At 67.1% G+C, this 21,291-nt stretch carries 18 protein-coding genes, 1 tRNA gene and 1 pseudogene; 14 read left to right on the forward strand and 6 right to left on the reverse strand.

Annotation, left to right across the window (positions count from 1 at the left end):
* Window positions 1-6 precede the first annotated feature (6 nt).
* Genes HUA78_RS30335 through HUA78_RS30345 form a run of 3 tightly spaced genes read left to right on the forward strand, consistent with a single transcriptional unit; the run spans window position 7 to window position 2,026 of the window.
* Window positions 7-216, forward strand: coding sequence for a DNA gyrase inhibitor YacG (locus tag HUA78_RS30335; RefSeq protein ID WP_174455586.1), 210 nt, complete (start codon window positions 7-9; stop codon window positions 214-216).
* The gene (locus HUA78_RS30340; RefSeq protein ID WP_174462529.1) at window positions 213-944 is read left to right on the forward strand and encodes a CpsB/CapC family capsule biosynthesis tyrosine phosphatase; all 732 of its coding nucleotides are present in this window, start codon (window positions 213-215) and stop codon (window positions 942-944) included. The genes HUA78_RS30335 and HUA78_RS30340 overlap by 4 nt, the downstream gene beginning before the upstream one ends.
* Before the next feature lie 17 nt (window positions 945-961).
* Window positions 962-2,026, forward strand: a complete 1,065-nt coding sequence (locus HUA78_RS30345) for a lysylphosphatidylglycerol synthase transmembrane domain-containing protein (RefSeq protein WP_141645596.1) — start codon at window positions 962-964, stop codon at window positions 2,024-2,026.
* Window positions 2,027-2,065: 39 nt separating this feature from the next.
* On the opposite strand, the gene HUA78_RS30350 is transcribed toward HUA78_RS30345, so the two are convergent.
* From HUA78_RS30350 to HUA78_RS30360, 3 genes are all read right to left on the reverse strand, one after another.
* Window positions 2,066-2,455, reverse strand: a complete 390-nt coding sequence (locus HUA78_RS30350; protein WP_141645597.1) for a hypothetical protein — start codon at window positions 2,453-2,455, stop codon at window positions 2,066-2,068.
* Between the two features lie 85 nt (window positions 2,456-2,540).
* Window positions 2,541-2,714 (reverse strand): hypothetical protein, encoded by a 174-nt coding sequence (locus HUA78_RS30355; protein ID WP_174455571.1) that lies wholly within the window; start codon window positions 2,712-2,714, stop codon window positions 2,541-2,543.
* Window positions 2,711-2,968: a ribbon-helix-helix domain-containing protein gene (locus HUA78_RS30360; protein WP_141645598.1), complete on the reverse strand. Its 258-nt coding sequence runs from the start codon at window positions 2,966-2,968 to the stop codon at window positions 2,711-2,713. Before HUA78_RS30360 ends, HUA78_RS30355 begins: the two co-directional genes overlap by 4 nt.
* Before the next feature lie 180 nt (window positions 2,969-3,148).
* On the opposite strand from HUA78_RS30360, the gene HUA78_RS30365 reads away from it, so the two are divergent.
* A complete protein-coding gene (locus HUA78_RS30365) occupies window positions 3,149-3,736 on the forward strand; it encodes a hypothetical protein (RefSeq protein WP_174455584.1) in 588 nt (195 codons plus the stop codon).
* Between the two features lie 675 nt (window positions 3,737-4,411).
* Here the strand turns inward: HUA78_RS30365 and HUA78_RS30370 are convergent.
* Window positions 4,412-4,485: transfer RNA gene (locus tag HUA78_RS30370), tRNA-Ile, on the reverse strand.
* 1,632 nt (window positions 4,486-6,117) lie between these two features.
* Here HUA78_RS30370 and HUA78_RS46745 point away from each other — a divergent pair.
* From HUA78_RS46745 to HUA78_RS30410, 8 genes are all read left to right on the forward strand, one after another.
* The gene (locus HUA78_RS46745) at window positions 6,118-6,477 is read left to right on the forward strand and encodes a hypothetical protein (RefSeq protein WP_254623968.1); all 360 of its coding nucleotides are present in this window, start codon (window positions 6,118-6,120) and stop codon (window positions 6,475-6,477) included.
* A gap of 676 nt (window positions 6,478-7,153) precedes the next feature.
* Window positions 7,154-8,371 (forward strand): HlyD family secretion protein, encoded by a 1,218-nt coding sequence (locus HUA78_RS30380; protein WP_141645601.1) that lies wholly within the window; start codon window positions 7,154-7,156, stop codon window positions 8,369-8,371.
* Between the two features lie 2 nt (window positions 8,372-8,373).
* Window positions 8,374-11,103, forward strand: a complete 2,730-nt coding sequence (locus HUA78_RS30385) for an ATP-binding cassette domain-containing protein (protein WP_174477735.1) — start codon at window positions 8,374-8,376, stop codon at window positions 11,101-11,103.
* The gene (locus HUA78_RS30390; protein ID WP_174477736.1) at window positions 11,100-13,211 is read left to right on the forward strand and encodes an ABC transporter ATP-binding protein; all 2,112 of its coding nucleotides are present in this window, start codon (window positions 11,100-11,102) and stop codon (window positions 13,209-13,211) included. Before HUA78_RS30385 ends, HUA78_RS30390 begins: the two co-directional genes overlap by 4 nt.
* Complete coding sequence (locus HUA78_RS30395; RefSeq protein ID WP_174477737.1) at window positions 13,208-14,704, forward strand: TolC family protein; 1,497 nt, start codon at window positions 13,208-13,210, stop codon at window positions 14,702-14,704. Before HUA78_RS30390 ends, HUA78_RS30395 begins: the two co-directional genes overlap by 4 nt.
* 6 nt (window positions 14,705-14,710) lie before the next feature.
* A complete protein-coding gene (locus tag HUA78_RS30400) occupies window positions 14,711-16,459 on the forward strand; it encodes a hypothetical protein (RefSeq protein ID WP_174477738.1) in 1,749 nt (582 codons plus the stop codon).
* A gap of 8 nt (window positions 16,460-16,467) precedes the next feature.
* Window positions 16,468-17,481, forward strand: a complete 1,014-nt coding sequence (locus tag HUA78_RS30405; RefSeq protein ID WP_174477739.1) for a phosphotransferase enzyme family protein — start codon at window positions 16,468-16,470, stop codon at window positions 17,479-17,481.
* On the forward strand, window positions 17,478-17,615 hold the full coding sequence (locus HUA78_RS30410) for a hypothetical protein (RefSeq protein ID WP_254623969.1): 138 nt from the start codon (window positions 17,478-17,480) through the stop codon (window positions 17,613-17,615). The genes HUA78_RS30405 and HUA78_RS30410 overlap by 4 nt, the downstream gene beginning before the upstream one ends.
* Before the next feature lie 21 nt (window positions 17,616-17,636).
* On the opposite strand, the pseudogene HUA78_RS46750 reads toward HUA78_RS30410, so the two are convergent.
* Window positions 17,637-17,871: pseudogene (locus tag HUA78_RS46750) on the reverse strand (MATE family efflux transporter); the annotation flags it as partial.
* A gap of 363 nt (window positions 17,872-18,234) precedes the next feature.
* Here HUA78_RS46750 and HUA78_RS30415 point away from each other — a divergent pair.
* On the forward strand, window positions 18,235-18,726 hold the full coding sequence (locus tag HUA78_RS30415) for a hypothetical protein (protein WP_174477740.1): 492 nt from the start codon (window positions 18,235-18,237) through the stop codon (window positions 18,724-18,726).
* A gap of 661 nt (window positions 18,727-19,387) precedes the next feature.
* On the opposite strand, the gene HUA78_RS30420 is transcribed toward HUA78_RS30415, so the two are convergent.
* Window positions 19,388-20,505 (reverse strand): IS3 family transposase gene (locus HUA78_RS30420; RefSeq protein WP_174477741.1). Its coding sequence is split into 2 segments (ribosomal slippage): window positions 19,388-20,247 and window positions 20,247-20,505, totalling 1,119 coding nucleotides; the frame shifts between segments, so codons are not numbered across the junction.
* Here HUA78_RS30420 and HUA78_RS30425 point away from each other — a divergent pair.
* On the forward strand, window positions 20,416-20,973 hold the full coding sequence (locus HUA78_RS30425; protein WP_174477685.1) for a hypothetical protein: 558 nt from the start codon (window positions 20,416-20,418) through the stop codon (window positions 20,971-20,973). The genes HUA78_RS30420 and HUA78_RS30425 overlap by 90 nt on opposite strands.
* The last annotated feature ends 318 nt before the right edge of the window (window positions 20,974-21,291 follow it).

The following is a 21,291-nucleotide window of genomic DNA, read 5'->3' on the forward strand; positions in this document are numbered from 1 at the left end:
TCCATCATGAGCACTGCCCCCTGTCCCATCTGTAAGAAGCCCTCCCCTCCGCGGTCGGAGAACCCAGCCTTTCCGTTCTGTTCCCGGCGTTGCCGCGCCGTGGACCTGGGCCGGTGGTTGGGGGAGGAGTACCGCATGCCCGATCGCCAGGCCGAGCAGTCGGAGGATGAGCTGCCATCCGGCAGCCACCCCGACCGCCAGGGCGAGGATGCGTGAGCGGCTTCGTCGACCTGCACTGTCACCTGCTGCCGGCCGTGGATGATGGCGCGCGCACGCTGGAGGATGCGCTGGAGATGGCGCGCATCCTGGTCGACCTGGGCTTCTCCACCGTGGCGCCCAGCCCTCACGCGCGCCCCGAGTACGCGCCCGTCGACGTCGTGGAGGCCCGGCTCGCCGAGCTGAAGGCCGCCCTGGAGCGGGAGCGAATCCCGCTGTCGCTCGGCCGCAACGCGGAGAACATCCTGGATGACGCCTTCCTGCGCGGCCTGGGAACGCCCTCGGCGCGCATGCTGGGGGCGGGCCGTGTGACGCTGGTGGAGCTGCCCTACACCGCGCCCGTCCCGGCGCTCCTGGACATCCTCTTCCGCATCCGCACCAAGGGCGTGGTGCCGCTCATCGCCCATCCCGAGCGGTGCCTGGAGTTCGAGCGCAAGGGGCGCGCGGCCGACGCCGTTCGTTCGGGCGCCCACCTCCAACTCGACGTGGGCGCGCTCATCGGCCGCTATGGCGCGACGGCGAAGAAGCTGGCCCGGGCCTTCCTGGACGACGGCCTCTATTCCGTGGCTGCCACGGACCTCCACGGCCCCGTCGGGGCCCGGGATTGGCTCGGTCGGGCACTGGAGGAGCTCAAGGGCAGGGCAGGGGAGGAGGCATTCGGCCGCCTCCTCCGGGGCAACCCGTCTCGCCTTCTGGTGGGAGAGTCGCTGGAGTCCGGCCAGGACTGACGGTATACCCGGCCGCCGTGAAACGCGCCGTCAAGCTCACAGCCAGTCTGCTGGTCACCGTCCTCTTCCTGTGGTGGGCCTTTCGGGACACCGATTGGGGCACCCAACTCGCCAGCCTGAAGTCGGCCAACTACGTCTGGTTGGTGCCGTACTTCGGTTGCCTCCTCGCCATCCACGTGTTCCGCACGCTGCGATGGGGGAGCCTGCTGTCGGGCATGGAGCGCATCCCCTTCCGCAAGCTGAACGAGGCGTCCGGCATCGGCTTCATGATGCTGCTGGTGCTGCCGTTCCGCCTGGGGGAGTTCGCCCGGCCCTTCCTCATCGCCCAGCGCAGCTCCATCCGCCGCAGCGCGGCGATGACGTCCGTGGTGCTGGAGCGAATCGTCGACGGCCTCTTCGTCGCCTCGTCGATGCGCGTGCTGCTCTTCTTCGTCCCGAACGAGACGCCCGAGGTCCGCTACGTCAAGCTGGGCTCGTGGCTGATGTTCGCCGTGTTCGGCGGGGGGCTGCTCTTCCTCCTCGTCGGGCTGTGGCAGCAGGAGCGCACCGTGCGTCTGGTGCGCGCGACGGTGGGCCGCCTCGCTCCGGGCCTGGCCGACAAGGTGGCGGACATCGTCGACACCTTCGTGGGCGCCATGCGGCAGCTGCCGGACGCGAAGCAGGTGGTCTACTTCTTCCTCTTCACGTTGGGCTACTGGGGCCTGAACGGCTTCGGGATGATGCTGCTGGCGAACGCCTTCGACTGTTCGGGCGTGGCGGCCGGCACCGCGTGTCAGCCCTTGGAGCTGTCGCTCTTCCAGGCCTACGTGGTGCTGTGCGTGCTGGTGGTGGGAGTGATGATTCCGGCGGCGCCCGGCATGGTCGGGACGTTCCAGGCGGCCTGCAAGGTGGGCCTGAGCCTCTTCCTTCCCGCCTCCGTGGTGAATGCCAGCGGGCTGGCCTACGCGAACGTGATGTGGTTCGCGCAGACGGCGCAGACGGTGGGCTTCGGCATCCTCCTCATGTCGCTGGGCCACCTGTCCTTCAAGGACATCGCGGGCAAGCTGGAGAAGGAAGGCGAAGCCGCGGCTCCCACGACGTGAGCCCCGCGAGGTCCTCGCGGGAGCGCTCCCTGGACTTGTTCAGGGCGCCGACGGGTCGATGTTCCGCTTGATGGTGCCGAAGGGCGTGTCGACCTGGTGCTCGCTGCGGCCCTCGTCGGCGTAGCCGTCCGGCGCGCACCAGGCCTTGGCGGTGTCCCGGATGGAGACGACGGGGGTGTCCACCGCGACGCGCTCCTTCGACGTCGCCTTGGAGACGAGCTTGTCGTCGCGCATCAGCACGCAGCGGTCCTCGCCGTAGTACCAGGCGGTGGACTTGTCGGGGAACTCCTGGGCCCGGGTGGGGCCTTCGCCCATGGCATCTACGACTTCCCGCGCCGTCATGCCGGGGTAGAGCTTCTGGAAGCCACCGGTGGTGGAACAGCCGGAGGCGGCGACGGCGAGGGTGGCGGTCAGGATGAGAGAGCGCATGGGGTGCGGGGCTCCTGCGAAAGGATGCCGCCAGCCTAGCCCGCGCGTGTCGCCAGCCTCCAGACAGGGGCCGGGTGTGTCGGTCCTACAACTCCTGGTCCAACCAGCGAATGATGGCGTCGCGGATGGAGGTGGGGCGCTCGGAGGCCGGACGAGCGCGCGGGCCACGCGCCGTCTCCGCGTCATGGAGCCGCGCGGGCGACAGGTGCTCGCGCGTGCGGGGCGGCATTCCGTGCTGCATGAAGGCCCGACGCGTCACGACTGGCCTTCTTCCTTCGCGGGGCCTCGGCCGTACTTGCCGAGCAGGTCCTCCACCGCCTCGCGGAGGTACTCGCTCTGGTGGATGCGGGTCCGCCGCGCCAGCTCGCGCAGCTTCTGGACCTGCTCCTCCGGCACCAGGACGTGGGTGGAGACGATGTCGGCCTCGGGCCCACGTGCGTCCACGGAGACCTCGGCTGCGGCCGGGGACACGGGAAGCTCGGGGCTCAGGGGGCTGGCGTTTCCATCTTGCATCGGGGGTTCCTCCTGGCGTGGCTGCTACAGGCCGCTACCGACCTGTCCTGGCATTAGGAGGGCGCTCCGGGGACTCGTCAACAAAACGGCCCGGACCACGCGGGGTGGAATTGACACCTTTGTTATCCGTTTTCTCAAATTAGTGTGGTAATTCGCGGACTTCTCACCTGGAGCGAACTGATGAACATTCGTCGTGTGTGCGTCGCCGCTGCCGCTGTCTTTTCGTTCTCCGCTGGCGCCGAGGGAGTTCGGGAGTCCGTGTCGCTGGTGCAGGCGGACGAGTCCGCCGCGTCGCTGGCGAAGGTATGTCCCGCGGTGCCGCTGTCGTTGACGGCCATCAACGCGTCGTCGCTGGAGCCGGCGCGGGTGGCTTGGAATGCCGGCTCCAACAGTGGTGCCTGGCATTATCTGGACACCATCAATGCCTACATCACCCCGCAGTGCCCCGCGACTCCGGTGACCATCCAGGCGGTGCTGGCCAAGGTGGCGGACCTGAACCAGGGCCTGCCGTTCCCCGAGGACGGCATCTTCACCAACCGCGCGGGCCTGTCCCAGAGCATCTTCCTGAGCTCGAACTACTACGGCAATGGCCTCGCGGTGCTGGCGGCCATTGATGCCTACGCGGGCGGTGGGGAAATCCAGGCATGGATTGCCACCCAGGAAGTGCCCTGCCACAACTGCCACGAGTTCTACCAGTATGCCGTGCTGTACTACCCGGCCAGTCGCAAGGTCGTCGTGCTGCAGGGCTACACGGGTTACGACTCCTGAGCTGAAGGTCGTGAGGCGTCGGCCCTGGGTTCGGGCCGGCGCTGCTTTCCGAGGGTGTATCAATCCGACAGCGAATCGGTGCTCGCGCGGGTGTGACGGGATTGGCATGTCTCGTGGCCGGATGGTCACGTTCTTGTTTATTCCCTGAGTCAACCGCCTGGAGCGGACTGATGAGGCTTTGCAACCTGTTGCTGTTGGTTGCGTGTCTGGTTGTATGGGGCCTGTCGGGCCTGCCGCTGTTCATCTCCGTGGAGACCTTCACGGGGACGGCCACGAGCTACACGGTGTGTATCCGCGCTTCTTCGACTTCCGTGGCTCGAATGCGGTACCAGGACTCCCCGACGTTCACGGAGGGTATCGCGACGGACCGGGCGGGGCTTGCGCAGAGCCTCCTGCTGTCGTCGAACGACTCCGGTGACGGGGCGGCACTGCTGGCGGGGATTGATGCCTACGCCGTGGGTGGCGAGGTCCAGGCGTGGCTCGCGACGCAGGAGGTCCCCTGCCACAACTGCCACGCGTTCAACCTACCCGGCGACGCGCACGGTCGTCGTGCTGCGGGGGTCCACGGGTTACGGCGCCTGAGCCGCTCCGGCGTGGGGCTGGCCCCTTGGGGGAGTCCCAGTGCCACGAAAAAAGAAAAGCCCCGGAATCACTCAGAAAGTGACTCCGGGGCAGTGGCCAGGGTCGGACTTGAACCGACTACCTGCGGATTATGAGACCGCCGCTCTAACCAGGTGAGCTACCTGGCCGTGAAGTGAGGGCCCGTATATCGGGAGCGTCGCGTCACCGCAAGAACTTCGAAGCGACCAGGCGACCAGGATGTTGCCTCCGTCGGGCTTCAGAGCGCGGGGCGGGTACAGGGCCCTTCCGGAAGTGGACCTCTGTGCCGGACCGGGAGTCCTTTCCTCCCTGGTGGCATGAGGAACAGAGGACCTTGCCGCGCCTGGGGCCTGAGCAGCCCGGCCGTACTCGTGGTGTTGGGTCCTTGCCTTCCCGGAGATAAAGCTGGGGACCCGCGCGGCGGGGGCCGCGGAGCGGTCAATCCGCGCTGCTACTCCATGGATTTCGGAAGCAATGGCGCGGAGGGGCGCATGACGCGGCACCGGGGCATGGTGTTGCTGCTGGTGTTTCTGGGAACAGGCTCGGCGACCCCGCGCGTCGTGCGCCTGGAAACGGGCGAGGGGCCCGCCCTCGTTTACACGCCACCTACGAAGTTGGCGTGTGCCTACGGAGGCTGGTGCCAACGCAAGAAGAAGCCTCAGGCTCAAGCCTTGGCAGCAGGTGGTCTGTTTCGATGAGGCTCCCAACCAGTTGATTGGAGAAGCGCGCACGCCCCCGCCGGCCATGCCTGGCAAGCCCGCCGTTACGACGCTGAACACGGTGGAGATTGAAATCAGCGTGCTCACCCGCCAAGGCCTGGACAGGCGAATTGGCACCAAGGCCACCTTGAAACGAGAGGTAGCCCGCGTCCGCTGCTGCCTGAACCCTTCAAAATCTCTGTGCCGAGGTACTCGCCGAGGGTGGCTGACTCAGCAGGTCAGCGGATGATGGTGCCAAGTCAGCTCAATCAGGCCGATTTGCTCATCAATGCTGGCGCGGCACACGGCGGAGCAGGGACAAAATGGCGGGCGAGCCTGCCCGACTTGCGGAGTTGGGATTGAGGTGCCACCCCGCTTTGGGAAGCCCCGAGACTGCTACAACAGCCACCCAGAAGCGCCCTGGAATATTCGGCTCAAGCACCTGAGAGGTTCTGGAGCAACCTGGCGGGAACGAGCACCTGCAAGGTCAAGACGTTGCCAGAAATGAGAGGAGGGGCTGATGGAAGATCCCCATCAACCCCCCTCTGGTAATCGGAAACGAGGGACGCCCAGATACGACAGCTGGCGTCAAACGACTGACTACTAGCGCGCCTTCGGGCCGCCGCGGACGTGGAGCTTGATCTTCATGTCGTGCCTCCTTTCAAGTTGAACGCTACGTGTACTCGAAACTGGATGTCAAATCGAACCAAGGAACAATAGTTCCTTCAGATGTGTGGCGCATTGCGGCGATGCGGGCGAAGCCCCGCGTCGCATCGATGTGCACGTATTCAGCCAATGGGAGCGTGAATCAAAAGCAGTGGCCGAGGTGTTGACAGGGCGCGACCATCAAGGCGACTTTGGTTCGCGGACCCCGGCATATCTCTTCGAGCGGGCCCTTCGTTCCCTGAACTACGAGTCGGACACGTGCCTCGTGTTCGTCGCTCTGATGGCGGTGTGCGCCGGCGGGCTCATGACCTGGTCGCTGTTCGCCAAGGTCCCGCTCGTCGAGGTCAGCTCACAGGCCCGGATCGAGCCACACAACGCCGTCCATCGCATCGAGCCGCCCAGCGCGGGCAGGGTCTCGTGCTCTCGCTGCCCAACCTCGACCAGGAGGTCAAGGAGGGCGACCTTCTCATCGAGTTCGAGGCACAGGCCGAGCGCCTCGCGCTCGAGAGGAGCAAGGCGACGCTCGCCGCGACCGAGAAGGAGCTCGCCGTCATCCGCCAGCAGACCACCAACAAGCGCGAAGAGGCGGCTTTGACGGCACGGGTGGACGAGGTCGCGGTCAAGGAGGCGCTGTTGAAACGGGGGGGTGGCCCGGTGGGCGCGAACGCGCAACAAGGAGGGTGCCCGCGTCCGCCGGCGGTGCACTCCAGACCGCGCCCGCACCAGGCTTGGGCGAGCGGACCCCAGGCCCAGGCAGCGGTGGCCGCTGCTGCCTGAACCCTTCAAAATCTCCGTGCCGAGGGTGGCTGACTCAGCAGGTCGGAGGATGATGGTGCCAAGTCAGCTCAAGCAGGCCGATTTGCTCATCAATGCTGCTGCGGCACACGGCGGAGCAGGGAGAAAATGGCGGGCGAGCCTGCCCAACTTGCGGAGTTGGGATTGAGGTGCCGCCCCACTTTGGGAAGCCCCGAGACTGCTACAACAGCCACTCAGGCGCGCCCTGGTATATCCGGTTCAAGCACCTGAGAGGTTCTGGAGCAACCTGGCGGGAACGAGCACCTGCAAGGTCAAGACGTTGCCAGAAATGAGAGAAGGGGCTGATGGAAGCTCCCCATCAACCCCCCCTCTGGTATCGAAAACGAGGGACGCCCAGCTTCGACAGCAGGCGTCAAAACGACTGACTACGCGCGCGCCTTGGGGCCGCCGCGAACGTGGAGCTTGATCTTCATGTCGTGCCTCCTTTCTAGTCACACGCTACGTGTACTCGAAACTGGATGTCAAATCGAACCAAGGAACAGTAGTTTCTTCAGACGTGTGGCGCATTGCGGCGATGCGGGCGAAGTCCCGCGTCGCATCGATGTGCACATATTCAGCCAAGGGGAACGTGAATCACAAAGCAGTGGCCGAGGTGTTGACACGGCGCGACCATTAAGGCGACTTTGGTTCGCGGACCATGGCATATCCCTTCGAGCGGACCCTTCGTTCCCTGAGCTACGAGTCGGACACGCGCCTCGTGTTCGTCGCTCTGATGGTGTTGTGCGCTGGCGGGCTCATCGCCTGGTCGCTGTTCGCCAAGGTCCCGCTCGTCAAGGCCAGCTCACAGGCTCGGATCGAGCCACACAACGCCGTCCATCGCATTGAGCCGCCCAGCGCGGGCAGGGTCGTGCTCTCGATGCTCAAACTCGACCAGCAGGTCAAGGAAGGCGACCCTCTCATCGAGTTCGACGCACGGGCCGAGCGCCTCGAACTCGAGAGGAGCAAGGCGACGCTCGCCGCGACCGAGAAGGAACTCGCCATCATCCGCCAGCAGATCACCAACAAGCGCGAAGAGGCGGCTTTGACGGCACGGGTGGACGAGGTCGCGGTCAAGGAGGTGCTGGGGAGGGCGCAGGAGCTCGTGCCCAGGCACCGGCTCGCGGTGGAACGCGCGGAGCTGGCTATCAAGAGCCCGACCGGCGCGGTCTCGGAGATGGAGAAGCTCGAGCGCAAGACCGATGTCGACGCGCTCAGCTTCGCGCAGACGGCGCAGGGCCTGGCGCTCACCCGACTGCAGCGCGAGCAGAACGTGCGCCGTCAAGCCCTCGCCGCGCAGCTGCTCGGACTCGAGCGCGAGGAGCTGGGCGCCGAGGGGCGGATCCGGGAGCTCCGGGGCGCCATCGACCGCCTCGAGTACCAGATTGAGCGGAAGCTGTATCGGGCGCCGGCCACGGGCCACCTGGTCGACGTGGCGGAGCTCGGCTCGGGAGCATTCATCGCCGATGGGCAGCGGGTCGGAACCATCGTCGCGAGCAATGCCGAGGTGCGGGTGCGCGCCCGTTTCCCGAAGGAGGTCGTCGGATTGATTCAGCCCGGCCAGACGGCGCGCCTCAAGCTCGACGGCTACCCGAACACCATCTACGGGACGGTCCCCGCCAGGGTGACGGCCGTCGGGACCGAGCCCGGCCAGACAGCCACGCCCGAGGCCATCCCCGGTACGGTGCGCGTCGAGCTCAAGTTCGCACCGCCGGACGATCCGCGCATCCAGCTCCGCCACGGCATGACCCTGGTGGTGGAGGTCGAGGTCGCGCGGGCGTCGCCTGTCGCGCTGCTGATGCGGGCGCTCGGCGAATGGAATCCGCAGCCTGAAGAACCGCCCGTGACCGTGTTTCAGCCCGAAGCCGAGGCCCGCTGACCATGACTTCTCCCAGGGTCCGGCGCTCGATCATTCCCGAGGTGATCCAGATCTCGGCGACGGACTGCGGTCCCGCTTCGCTCAAGAGCCTGTTCGCGGGAATGGGCGTCGAGCTCAACTATCGCGTCCTTCGCGAAGTGTGTCAGACGGACGTCGACGGCACCTCGATCGTCACCTTGGATGAAGTCGCGAACCAACTCGGGCTCGACTCCGAGGAGGTGATGCTTCCGCTTGATCACGTGGTGGTCCCTGAAGCCAAGGCGCTCCCCGCCATCATCGTCACGCTCAGCGCGGGAGGACGGCCGCACTTCGTGGTGCTGTGGAAGCGCGTCGGCCCATTCATCCAGGTCATGGACCCGGCGGCGGGCCGTCACTGGACCCGGATTTCGACGCTGCAGAGCCACCTGTACCAGCACACCACGTCCGTTCCGGCGGCCGGCTGGCGCGAATGGGCCGGGTCCGAGGAGGCGGTCGCGACGTTCGAGCGCCGCCTGCTGGACCTGGGTGCGACGCAGGCGCGGGAGCTGGTTGCCCGGGCGCTCGAGGACCCCGGGTATCTGTCAATCGCCAGGCTCGACGCCGCGTGCCGGGCGTCCGAAGCGATGATCCGCGCGGGCGCTGTCCGGCGAGGCCGGACGGCGGCGGGTCTGCTGCAATCCATGATTGCGAAGGACGCTTCCGGCGAAGTGCCCATTCCCGCTGCCTATTGGTCCGCTCGCCCCAACCCCGAGGTGGAGGGCGAGGTGTCGATGACCGGCGCGGTGCTGATGCGGGTTCGCGGTTGGCGCGAGGCTTCGAGCGCGGGCGAAGACGCGCCGAAAGCCGTGCTCGCGAGCAGCCTGGCGACGGAGCTCGTCGCCAGGCAGGTGAGCCCGGCGCGAACGCTGCTCCGCCTGCGAGGCGAAGATTCGTGGGTCGTTCCGGGCCTGATTGCGGTGGGACTGGTGTTCGCCACCTTCGGGCGGATCCTGCAAGCGCTGATGCTCCGGGGCGTGCTCGACCTGGGGCGCGACCTCGGCACGTTCGCGCAACGCGCGACGGGCATGGCCGTTCTCGCGGGCGTCGCGCTCTGCTTCATGGTCATCCAGATCCCCATTTCATTGGGATTGCTCGGCATCGGCCGCCGGCTCGAGGTGCGGCTGCGGAAGGCGTATTTCGAGAAGCTCCCCGAGATGGAGGACCGCTATTTCCAGAGCCGGCTCGCCTCCGACATGGCGTCTCGCACGCACAACATCCAGGCGATGCGGTCGCTGCCGCAGCTGCTCGCGCAGGCCGTCATCCTGTCGCTCGAGGTCGCGAGCATCACCGCCGCGCTCATCTGGGCCGCACCGTATGCATGGCACATCGTGCTCGCGCTCGCGGCGGTCACGCTGATCGTGCCCCTGGTCGCGCAGAAGCTGCTTTTCGAGCCCGACCTGCGCGTGCAGATGCACTCAGGCGCGCTCAGTGGATTCACCCTGAACGCGCTCGTCGGGCTCACGCCGATCCGGATCCACGGCGCCGAGCGGTCGCTGCGCCGCGCGCAGGAGACCTTGCTCGTCAGCTGGACCAAGGCGCGCTATTGGATCCAGACGCTGTCGGTCGGGTTCGAAGGCGGGCTGATGCTGGGGAGCTACGGCCTCGTCATGCTGCTTGTCTATTCGTACCTCGCGGGCACGGAGCGGGCATCGCTGGTGTTGTTGGTCGTCTATTGGGCGCTGCGATTCCCCATCCTCGGCCAGCGGCTGATGGTGCTGAGCCGCGCGTTCCCGAATGCGATGAACCGGGTTCGCCGGCTCCTCGACATCATCGGCGACATCAAGGAGACGCCGGCCCGGCCCGAGGCGCCAGTGCAGGAGCCTGTCGCGCCCGCGGCCGCCGCGAGCGGCGTTTCGATCGTGATGGAGAAGGTCCGCGTGAAAGGCGGCGGTCACACCATCCTCGACAAGGTTTCCTTGAACATCGCCCCCGGCGAGCACGTGGCCGTGGTCGGTGTCTCTGGAGCAGGCAAGTCGACGCTGGTCGGCCTCTTGCTCGGCTGGCTCCGGCCGGCGCGCGGCGAGATCAAGGTCGACGGGCAGGTGCTCGATCAGGCCGCTGTCGAGCGGCTGCGGCGCACCACGGCCTGGGTGGATCCGGCGATCAGTCTCTGGAACCAGAGCCTCATCGACAACCTCCGGTATGGCAACGATGGCGCGCACGGCTGGGCACTGTCTGGGGCGCTCAAGGGCGCCGAGATGCTCGACATCCTCGAGGCGCTTCCAGACGGGCTGCAGACATCGTTGGGCGAAGGCGGAGGGCTGGTCTCGGGAGGCCAGGGTCAGCGCGTGCGCCTGGCGCGCGCGATGCTTCGCTCCGGCGTGCGCCTGGCCATCCTCGACGAGCCCTTTCGCGGTCTCGATCGCGACCGGCGCGCGCGGCTCCTCGCTGAGTCCCGGCGGCTCTGGGCGGACATCACGCTCCTCTGTGTCACCCACGACGTCGAGCACACCCAGGAGTTCGATCGCGTGCTCGTGGTCGAGAACGGTCGGATCCTCGAGAACGGGCCGCCGAAGGTGCTGCTCGCGAACAAGGAGTCGCGGTACTCCGTGCTCCTTCGCGCCGACCAGGAGAATCGCACGCTGCTCTGGGGCGGTGGGCACTGGCGCCATTGGTGGCTTTCGGGCGGCCAACTGGTGGAGAGGCCGGCGCCGAAGCCCGTGGAGACGCCGGTCGCGGAGCCCGCCGCGGGCGGCTTGGAGCTGGTGGGATGACGCGCTCGAACTCCGACCTGTTGTGGCCGGTCGAGCGACTGCCCGACGCGCTGGAGCAACTGGCGCAGAGGCAAGGCTATGGCAGGGCCGCGGGTGAGATCGCCCCGCCCGCGGCGGCCGTCGAGCCGAGCCGGGTCTGGATGTTCGCGCTCGGAGATCGACTCGGCGTGGAGCTCGAGCCAATCACGCCGCTCTACAGCGAGCTGCCCGACGTCCTCGAACGCGCCGCGCCCTGCATCCTCCAGGTCCGGCGAGACGGCGTCCCGTCCTATCTGGTGCTGCTGGGGATGCGGCGCGGGAAGCTGCGCCTGCTCGCGCGCGACGCCACGGCGGTTTTGGTCCCGACGAAGAGCGCGCTCGCGCTCCTGCGCGAAGAGCAGGAAGCCACCGTCGCCGAGGTGGACCAGCTGCTCGGCGGCGTGGAGATGTCGCCCCGTGCGCGCGAGCACGCCCGCTCCCAGATGCTGTTGCAGCGGCTCGGCCAGGCGCAGCTGCGCACCGGCTGGATCATGCGCCCCAGGCGCACCGCGAGCCGGCGGACGCTGCTCGGCGACATCCCGTCGCTCGTCGCCGGCATCCTCGTGAGCCACACGCTCCTCTCGCTGGTGCTGGCCGCCTCGTTCTGGTTGCTCGGTCGCGCCGCGCTCCAGGCCCACCTCGAGACCGGCTGGTTCCTGGGGTGGATCGCCGTGATCGCGTGCGCGATTCCGCTGCGCATGCTCGAGGTGTGGTGGCAGGGCGTGTTCTCCATCCGGCTCGGAACGCTGCTGAAGCAGCAGCTCCTCGCGGGAACCCTCAAGCTGACCCCCGACGAGGTGCGGCTCGACGGCATCGGCCGCCATTTCGGCCGCGTCGCCGAGGCCGAGGTCGTCGAGCAGCTCGCGGTCGGCGGCGCCCTGCTCGCGGTGTTGTCGCTCGTCGACCTGGTGCTGGCGGGCGTCATCCTCGTGCTCGGGGCGGGAGGGTGGCCCCAGGCGATGGTGCTCGTCCTGTGGGTCGTGGTCGCGTTCGTCCTCGCGCGCCGCCACTACGGCGTCCAGCGGGAGTGGTCGGGCGCGCGCGTCGAGATCACCCACGATCTGCTCGAGCGCATGCTCGGCCACCGAACGCGGCTGGCGCAGCTCCCACTCGAGCGCTGGCATGATGGCGAAGACGTCCGTTTGAGCTCCTACTCCGAGATCTCGAAGGTCATGGATCGCCGGACCATGCAGCTGACCGCGCTCCTGCGCGACGGCTGGTTGGTGCTCGCCCTGCTGACCTTGCTGCCGACGTTCGCCAGCGGTACGGCCAATCCCAGCGCGCTGGCGGTGTCCGTGGGCGGCATCTTGCTCGCGCTGCGAGCCTTCGACGAGGTCTCCGTCTTCTTCCAGCAGGTCTCCCAGGCGGCGGTGTCGTTCGAGCAGATTCGCGACTTGTTGCTCGCGGTGGGCCGCCCCGAGCTCGAATCGAAAGTCCCTCTCGAAATGGAGGGAGGCAAGCCCACCGACGCCGCCGGCGGAAACCTCATCGAGGCGCGGGGCGTGACCTTCCGGCACGACGCGCGCACCCGGCCGGTGCTCGAGAACTGCTCATTCCAGATCGCGCAGGGCGACCGCATCCTGCTGGAGGGCCCATCGGGCGGTGGCAAGTCGACGCTGGTGTCGCTGCTCACGGGCATGAGGACGCCGCAGGGCGGGGTGATGCTGCTGCACGCGTTGGACCGCGCGACGTTCGGCTCCTCGGGCTGGCGCAAGCGCATCACCGCCGCGCCGCAGTTCCACGAGAACCACGTCCTGTCCGGCAGCTTCGCGTACAACCTCCTGCTCGGGCGCGAGTGGCCGACCTCGCCCGAGCTGCGGACCAAGGCCGCCGCGCTGTGCAAGGAGCTCGGGCTGGACGAACTGGTCGCCAAGATGCCCGCCGGCCTCGAAGAGATGATCGGCGAGACCGGCTGGCAACTCTCGCACGGCGAGAAGAGCCGGCTCTACATCGCGCGCACGCTGCTGCAGGGGGTCGAGCTGGTCATCCTCGACGAGAGCTTCGCCTCCCTCGACCCGGAGACCATGCGGGTCGCGCAGCGCTGCGTCCTCAACCACGCGAAAGCCCTCGTGGTCGTCAGTCACCCATGAGCCTTCGACTCACGCTCGCACTCCTCGCGACGACCTGCTCCGGTTGTGGGCTGATCCGTCCCGTCGTCGTCACACCGCCTCAGGCGCCAGGCAGCTACTCGACCTCCGTCGAGCCGAGCACCGAGCCGCCTCCACCGTCCAGCGCACCCGAGGGTGGGGCTCCAAGCCCTCGGCCGCCGAAGGAGGAGGGCGCACCCTCGCGGCCCGCCGAGCACGTCGCCCAGGACGAGGTCTGGTGGTCGGCGTTCGCCGATCCGGCGCTCGACACGGCCATCCAGGAGTGTTTCGCCAACAGCCTGGTCCTGCACGACGTGCGGGATCTGATCTACGAGAACCAGCTCGACCCCAACGTGCCGCAAGGTTGGTGGTACCCGCTCCAGGTCGGCGTCCTCAACCCGGCGGGGCTGAGTCATGTGGTCGCCATCGTTCCGCCCGCGCCGGCAACCCGGGCCAGGTACAGCATCGCCACCGCCGATGTCGGCGTGAGGTACCAGGTCGACCTGTTCGGAAACCTCGCCGCGCAGCGGAGCGCGGGAATGAACTTCGCCGAGCAGCAGCGGCAGCTCACCGAGGCCCGCGTCCAGGACCTCGCGCAGCGGATCGCCCAGGTCTGGTTCGACATCCTCGAGGCCCGCGCGCTCCGGGACCTCACGCTGCGGCAGATCGACTACAACAAGGAGCTGCTGCGGCTGATTCAAGCGCGGTTCGACCAGCAACTCACGCCCCGGCTCGCGGTGCTGCAGCAGGAGCAGTTGCTGCTGAACCTCGAAGCGCAGGTGCCGCTGATCTCCGCCCGGAGCGCGCTCTTGAATTCGGAGCTGAAGGCGCTGCTGGGCCGGGTCCCCAATCCCACGGACGACATCGTTCCCCTCGAGCGACAGCTCCCCGATCTCCCGCCTCCGCCCAGACTCGGAACGCCAGGAGACCTGAACGCGAACACGCCGGAGATGCGGCTCCAGGAGCTGCGCGTCGCCGAGGTCGAGCACCGCATCAACGCGAACCGGGCGAGCTGGCTTCCGACAATCGAACTGGTGGGCAGCGTGGGCGCCGCGAAGGTCGGCCTCTCGGAGCCGGTCCTCCACCAGTCCGTCGTCGGCGTGAACCTGACCTGGGCCTTTTTCGATGGAAGGCGATTCACCGAGCACATGCGCCTGCCGATCCAGCTCCACCGTCGCCACGTCCAATACCAGCTCGCGCTGAACACCGCGATCGGACGGGTGCAGGATGCCGTGGTCCAGGAGGAGACCGGGGCGACGAGCCTGCGCGCCCTGCGCGCGCAGGTCCAGCTCGGGCGGCGGCTCCTGGACGAGGCGAGGCGGCTCTTCGAGCAGGGGCGTTCGGACTACCTGACGGTGCTCTCCGCCCTGACGAACCTGGTCGGGCTGGAGCGCGCGAGTCTGCAAGCACAGCGGCTGCTGCTCAACCATCGCGTCGCGGTCTATCGTTCGCTCGGCGGCACCTGGTCGCGCGACGTCACACTGAATCGGGAGTGAGAAGCCATGGCACAGCTACAAGCGGATGAGATTCTCTACATTCCCCATCGAAGGCGACTCACGCACGACCGGATCGACGCGGGGAATGGCCAGCAGGTCCTGCACCTCTTCTATGGCGAGGTGGAGCTCATCTTCGACGAGCCGGACATCGCGCCCGTGGGCGAGAAGCTGCTCCAGGTCGAGCAATTTCAAGCCTCCGACGCCATGGCGTGGTCGGACGGCGCGCCCCATTCCTGGGACACGATGCGGGACCTGCTCGAGGCATTGATCGAACAGGGGGTGTTGAAGCGGGTCTCGGATGCGCCCACGGGCCGCACCTCGGTGTCCTACCCTGAGCGGTTGGGTGAGGTGCCAGCCGGGCGTGAGCCGCTCACGTTCAGCGCCCACGACAATCGTTGCCCCGTGCTGACCGAACAGGCGTACGGACGGGCGTTGGAGCTGTCGAACCTCGAGGTCGTCGTACCGGTCTACCGCGTGGCGCATCCGGCGGTCGACGGTGACGGCCGGCAAGTGGGCGAGAACAACGTCGGACCGCGCACCTTGTTCCTCGATCTCCCGACCGTGCGCAAGCAGTGCCACTACGCGGGGAGCCGGTACCAGAACGAACTCCCGATGAACGTGACCGCGATGAAGGCCATGGCGCGTCAGTGGCCGGACCTGCTCTCGCTGACCGAGCAGTTCCGCAAGGCCTTCTTCGCGCGCATGCCGCCCCGGACCCCGGGCGTGCTCACCGCGGGCGAACTCCACATGATGGTCGTCTGCACGCTCGCGTCGGTCGGGTACGTGATGGTGCGGGGCAACCAGCCCGTGCCGAACGGAGAGCTCGACAGCGGGCTCGCGGCCATGTTCCGGCTGATCGACGGAGTTCGCCTGGTCACCAACGACCTGGTGCGCGACGCCCCCGAGCAGCCCGTCACCGTGCAAACGATCGTGGACTATGCCGAGCGTCACGCGGTCTTCAATGGTCCGCATGGCGTGTGCGCCGGGCCGCCGGCGCTGATCAATGAATATATGCAGGTGTTGATTGGCGCGGCCCCGGCACCCATTGAGGCCCAGCCCGACATCGCGGCGCGCCTCGGCGATCTCGACGCCGCGATCGATTACGGCCTGCTCGGGCAGCGCGTCGAAGCGGTGGTCCGCTTCCTCGGCGCGACCCAGGGGCTGCTCCACGAACGGCTCCGGGTGGCGTTCGCCGGACACCTCCCGCGCACCGCGCTTCAAGAGTTCGTGGAGGCGCCGATCGATGTCGCGCGTTACCCGTTGCTCCGCGACGACTTCCCACTCGTGGAGACCTACCAGCGAGAGATCAAGCTCAGCCGCTGGTTGTTCGCGCGCATCGGCGAGGCGTTCCCTGGCACGCCACAGGGCACCTCGCTGGACGAGCTGGCGAAGCTGGATCCCGCCGAGCAGGACACGAGCCGGCGGCGACTGGCCGAGCTCTTCGCGCACGGGCTGCCGGGAGATAAGGTCGTGGCGGAGTCCATCCGCGACGAACTCGCCAGCGTCGCTGCTAGCGCGTTCGCCCTTGAGCGCCGGTGCCTGCGCGTCGTCGAGCGCGAGCAAGCGATGCTGAACCAGCGGCTCCGGCGCCCGGATTCCCCCCTGACCGGCATGGACCTGGCTGTGTTCACGCGGCCGCGCAATGGCCCCCCGTTGGCGGAGACCCTCGCGCGCGGCCTGGGCGTCTCGGTCACCAGCGACTCTGCCTCGACCGTGCTGGGCTACGGTGGGAGCAGCCTCACGTTGAAGGACTAGAGGGTTCGATGCATCCAGAGCTTGTCCGCCGCTTCCACGAACCGATTCGCGATGAGGCTGCGCGCCGGTATGGCCTGTCGCCCGAGCAGCTCACCGAGCTCCAGGCCTTCGAGAACTTCGTCTACGAGGCGGAGAACGACGACGGCGAAGGCCTTATCTTGCGCATCTCGCACAGTACGCGGCGAACGATTGACTACACGCAGGGGGAGGTCGAGTTCGTTCGCTATCTGGCCGCCGCGCGCATTCCAGTCGCATCGCCGATCCTCTCCGATTCGGGGCAGTTCGTGGAGCGGATCGAAGATCGCGAGCCCGGCAGCTACTTCGTCGTCACCGCGTTCGAGCGCGCGCCGGGCGTCGTCTTCGACGACGCGCCTCCGCTCAAGGAGCGCTACTGGAAGCCCCCCCTGTTCCGCGACATGGGCCGGCTGTTCGCGCGGCTCCACAACCGCGCAGAGAGCTACGCGCCTTCGAGCCCCAGGCTCAAGCGCCAGGAATGGCATGAGTACGACGTGGTCGACATCGACCGGTTCGCTCCCCCCGAGGAGAAGCTCGTTCGCGAGCGCACCGCGGCGATCATCGCGCGATTGAACCGGCTCCCGCGAACACCGGAGAGCTACGGGCTGATCCACGCCGATCTCCACATGCACAACTTCTGCTTCGCCGAAGGGAAGATCACCGCGTTCGACTTCGACAACTGCGAGTACGCGTGGTTCGTCAAGGACATCGCGGTCCTCCTCTTCTACATCGCGCGAGGCGAGGCTCGAGAGGCGCGCGACGAAGCGGTCGCTGCGTTCCTGGGGCCGTTCCTCGAAGGGTATCGGGAGCTCCGACGGATGGATCGCGAGTGGCTCGCGGCCGTGCCGGACCTGCTCGCGCTCCAGCGCTCGATGAATTACGCGCTGTTCCACCAGTATCGCGACCCGGCCGTGCTCGACGAGAGCACGCTCGACCGGTGGGGGCGGTTCCGGCGCGACATCGAAGCGGACACCCCCGTCCTGCAGATTGATTTCAGCGCATATTGATTTCAGCGCATAACGAGCACCTCTCCATCCTGCTGTGGAAGAAGGACCTGGCCCACCAACTCGCCATCTGGCAGGGCGGCAATCACGACTGGCCCGTGTGGCGGGAGATGATTCAGCAGTACCTGCCCTTGTAGGCACCGGGCCTTGGAGCCCGCTCAGACCTCGAGCGGGCGCAGCGTGCCGGCGCTCACGCGGTGGAAGCGCCAGAGCAGCGCGAAGGCCACCGCGATGAGCCCCGCCGCACATGCCCCACCAGATGCCCACCACGCCCAGCCCCAGCTTGAAGCCCAGCAGCCACGTGAGCGGCAGGCCGATGGCGTAGTGCCCCACCATGTTGGCCAGGAAGGTGAAGCGGGTGTCTCCTGCGCCGCGCAGCACGCCCGCGCCCATAATGACCCCATGGGCGTCTCAGCCGGAGGACCCCAGAATCGCCCGAGTGCCGCCCCCCCGAGAGTGAGGCTGCGCGCGCGGCGTTGTGTTTGGGGCTGAAGCCTGACGATGATGGCGGAGCCGGGCGGGGGTAAAGCCCGTCCGAGTCTACCTCTCGCGCTCCGTTGCCGGCGGGGATGGGGCGAAGTGGGCGGAGACACATTCCTCGCGCGCATACTGAACCCGCGTCACGAACTCCCGAGATTCATCCGAGGACGCTTTGGCCTTCTTGATTTCGTCAGGAGCGGCAACCATCACGCTCACGTACTGTGGGAATGTTGCGGACCACGGTCTCCGCTCACGGAGGCATCGACAGAACGCAGGGTGGCCGACCGTCTTGAGGCACTCGTAAAAGAAATCATCGCCGAAGGCCTTCAACTTGCCTTCGAGTTCGCTCGTTTTCGCCAGAATGCTCTGGAGCTCGCGCATCTCCTCGATGTCTTCCGCCGTCGGCGTTTGCTTGGCTGCGTTCGCTTTCCTGGGAACGCGCGGTGTCGTTGGTGGCTCGGCGGGAGTGGCAATGGAGGCTGCGAGGAGGACCCCGAGGGCAGGGAGGCGCATGTCGTCAGCCTCTCTTGCCGCGAAGACGATGGTCAAATCGCCGCTGGTAAGCAGGCGGAGGTGCTCGGCCCCACCGGCAGCACGCTGGTCACATTCCTTTCCGGGCTCATCAAGGGAGTGCTGGACCGCGTCAGGGCATGCGCGTCGCTGGCCAAGGGGACGGTGCTGGAAGTCGGCCAGTCCGTGGGCTCCATCGTCCGGGCGGTCGGTCTGGCCACTGCGGTGGCGGCGGTCCTTCAGACGCCCCGCGGATAGCTGTCGCCGCGGGGCCTTCCCGGGTACTGACGGATGTGCCCATGGGCCAGGGCTACATCGAGGCCCAGGCCGCGCGTCCACGCTGACGAGCGTCGCGGTAGGGCTGGATGGAGGGAGCAACCTCGCCCTCTTTGCGCTCGCGCAGTGGACGCCACGTGAGTCCTATGCTGGCGTCGGAGCCCGGCTCACGTTCGGGCTGTAGAGGTACGGCCCGCTCCCGTGTCTTCGTGGCAAGCCGTTCCCGACATTGGGTGTGCAGGGATGATTACGGCAGCACCCTACTGGTCCAAGCATTGCGGTGGTTTTCACCACGCCATGCCTTTCCCTTCGCAGAGTCGGATGCACGGATTCGAAACACGATGCGCCGAGAATGTGCCTTCTCTGGTACGTCGACAACCGTGAACGAGAGGACCGTCCCGCCAAAGTATGAGGGACTGGCCTTTTTCTCGTGAAGGTAGAGCGTTCCCCCCACAAGTTGCGCCGCCTCAGAGGGAGAGACGTCCCAGGTGCCGGAGTCGTAGATTCCGGCACCGATGTGGTGCAGGTTGAGGCTACGACTGCATTTGAAGTGAATGCTTGCCATGGGGCTCCTTGGATTCCCACTTCTGTCGCTGTCGAACGCTCCAGCATCCTGACCTGCCTGGATCCTTCGGACCACTGATTACGAGAGAGGTGCCGGCTGGGAAGGGTTGGGTACCACTGCTTCGCACTGCCGTCGAAATTCCAGAGGCGTGAGGTAGCCGAGGCTCGAGTGTGGCCCGACCAGATTGTAGTGCTGCCGCCACGCCTCGATGACAACCTTCGCCTCTACCCTGGAACGGAACCATTCCATGCTGAGGCACTCGTCGCGAAAGCGTCCGTTGAAACTCTCGTCGGTGCCGTTCTGCCAGGGCTTGCCCGGTGCGATGTGCGCCAGCTCGATGCGAGCCTCCGCGGCCCACCGCTGGATGGCCGAGGCGACGAACTCCGACCCGTTGTCACTGCGCATGTGCCTGGGCGCCCCTCTTTGACTCACCAGCTTCGACAGCACCTCGACTACCCGTCCGGAGCGGATGGCGCCCGCGACGTCGGTGGCAAGGCACTCGCGCGTCCACTCGTCCACCAGCGTGAGGCATTTGAGCTGCTGTCCGTTGGCGCAGCCATCGAAAACGAAGTCGTTGGCCCAGACCTGGTTGGGCCCCGTCGCAGGCAACGGACGCGGGCGGCTGGCCGCCACTCGCCGCCTGGGCCGTTTGCGCGGCACCTGCAGGCCCTCCTTGCGCCAGAGCCGATATGCCCTGTCTGGGCACATGCGGTGACCGTCCCGTCCCAAGAAGATGCGGATGCGACGGTAGCTGCACCTCGGGTACTGCAGGGCGAGCTCGCGCATCCGCTCCACGACAGACTTCTCCCGCAGTGCCTTCTGCGACACGTACCCCAAGGCAGAGCGCGCCACCCGCAACAGCCGGCATGCTCGCCGGGTGGACAGCCCCCGGGTGCGGGCATACTCCACCTGCTGTCTTCGCGCGGGGGCGCTCACCATTTTTTTGCTTGGATTTCCTTCAACAACTCGATGTCCAAGTCCCGCTCAGCCAGCAGCTTCTTCAACCGCGCATTCTCCGCCTCCAGCTGCTTCAGCCTCTTCGTGTCGTTGGCGTCCATGCCCCCGAAGCGCTTGCGCCACGCGTAGACCATGGGCTCGCTCACTCCATGCTTCTTCGCGGTCTCCGGCACGGACGACCGCTTCGCCTCTCGCAGAATGGCGACCATCTGCTCTTCGCTGAACCGACTCTTCTTCACTGCCTGCCACTGTGGTGTCCGGAGACGACATCCTCTCAAGCTTCAGCTGGTCCGAAAACCGCAGGGCATGTCAGCGGCAACTCCAGCACGCCCGCACCGAGCCTTCCGGACCTGGGGTTCGAGTATGGCGTCTTCGCGGCGCAGGACTTCACCTTCGGCACGGCGAAGGGACAGATCTTCACCGACGACGAGGACACCGGGAACGAGAATGGCTACGGCGTGTCGTCTCAGTATCGACACCTGGCCCTGGCCATGGTCTCGGAGGGAGAGAACACGTACATGAAGGTGGCCCGTGTCGGCGCCATCTCCTGCGGCGACAACGTCTGCAACGGATTCGAGGGCGAGCTGACGTGCCCCGCGGACTGCACCCGGTGCGGAGATGCCTCCTGCGGCCCACTCGAGAACCCGACCTCGTGCCCCGACGGGGCCGCCCGAAAGAAGCTCCCTGCCGGAGGACAGGCCGCTTGAGCCCCCTTGGGGCACACGCCTGCCCAGGCCGTGCTCCCATCAGGTGCGTGGCGGGAGCCTGGGCCTGTTGGCTGTCTTGAGCCTCAACACCACACGGCCTGGGGTGGCCCTCGTGCAGGAGCCAACCTCGCACATGCCGTGGGCAAGCCCAGGTGCTCCAGAATCGCCCGCACCCCGGGGGGCCCCCTTCACGTACGCCAAGACCCTTAAGCCTCCCTCCACACCTCACGCAGGCGAACCTGTCGAAGTCGAACGTCCTCCTACAGGACAACCGGAGTCATCGCCGTCACCCTTGGACATATCGCACGCGAGCAGCGT

This window comes from Myxococcus sp. CA033 (assembly GCF_013336625.1).
In the GTDB taxonomy this organism is placed as follows: domain Bacteria; phylum Myxococcota; class Myxococcia; order Myxococcales; family Myxococcaceae; genus Myxococcus; species Myxococcus llanfairpwllgwyngyllgogerychwyrndrobwllllantysiliogogogochensis.

Excerpts from the sequence above, each read along its gene's own strand:
- HUA78_RS30335 (WP_174455586.1), top strand. The coding sequence starts at position 7 with ATGAGCACTGCCCCCTGTCCCATCTGTAAGAAGCCCTCCCCTCCGCGG.
- HUA78_RS30350 (WP_141645597.1), bottom strand. The coding sequence starts at position 2,455 with ATGCGCTCTCTCATCCTGACCGCCACCCTCGCCGTCGCCGCCTCCGGC.
- HUA78_RS30360 (WP_141645598.1), bottom strand. The coding sequence starts at position 2,968 with ATGCAAGATGGAAACGCCAGCCCCCTGAGCCCCGAGCTTCCCGTGTCC.
- HUA78_RS30365 (WP_174455584.1), top strand. The coding sequence starts at position 3,149 with ATGAACATTCGTCGTGTGTGCGTCGCCGCTGCCGCTGTCTTTTCGTTC.
- HUA78_RS30380 (WP_141645601.1), top strand. The coding sequence starts at position 7,154 with ATGGCATATCCCTTCGAGCGGACCCTTCGTTCCCTGAGCTACGAGTCG.
- HUA78_RS30385 (WP_174477735.1), top strand. The coding sequence starts at position 8,374 with ATGACTTCTCCCAGGGTCCGGCGCTCGATCATTCCCGAGGTGATCCAG.
- HUA78_RS30390 (WP_174477736.1), top strand. The coding sequence starts at position 11,100 with ATGACGCGCTCGAACTCCGACCTGTTGTGGCCGGTCGAGCGACTGCCC.
- HUA78_RS30395 (WP_174477737.1), top strand. The coding sequence starts at position 13,208 with ATGAGCCTTCGACTCACGCTCGCACTCCTCGCGACGACCTGCTCCGGT.
- HUA78_RS30400 (WP_174477738.1), top strand. The coding sequence starts at position 14,711 with ATGGCACAGCTACAAGCGGATGAGATTCTCTACATTCCCCATCGAAGG.
- HUA78_RS30405 (WP_174477739.1), top strand. The coding sequence starts at position 16,468 with ATGCATCCAGAGCTTGTCCGCCGCTTCCACGAACCGATTCGCGATGAG.
- HUA78_RS30425 (WP_174477685.1), top strand. The coding sequence starts at position 20,416 with ATGCTTCTTCGCGGTCTCCGGCACGGACGACCGCTTCGCCTCTCGCAG.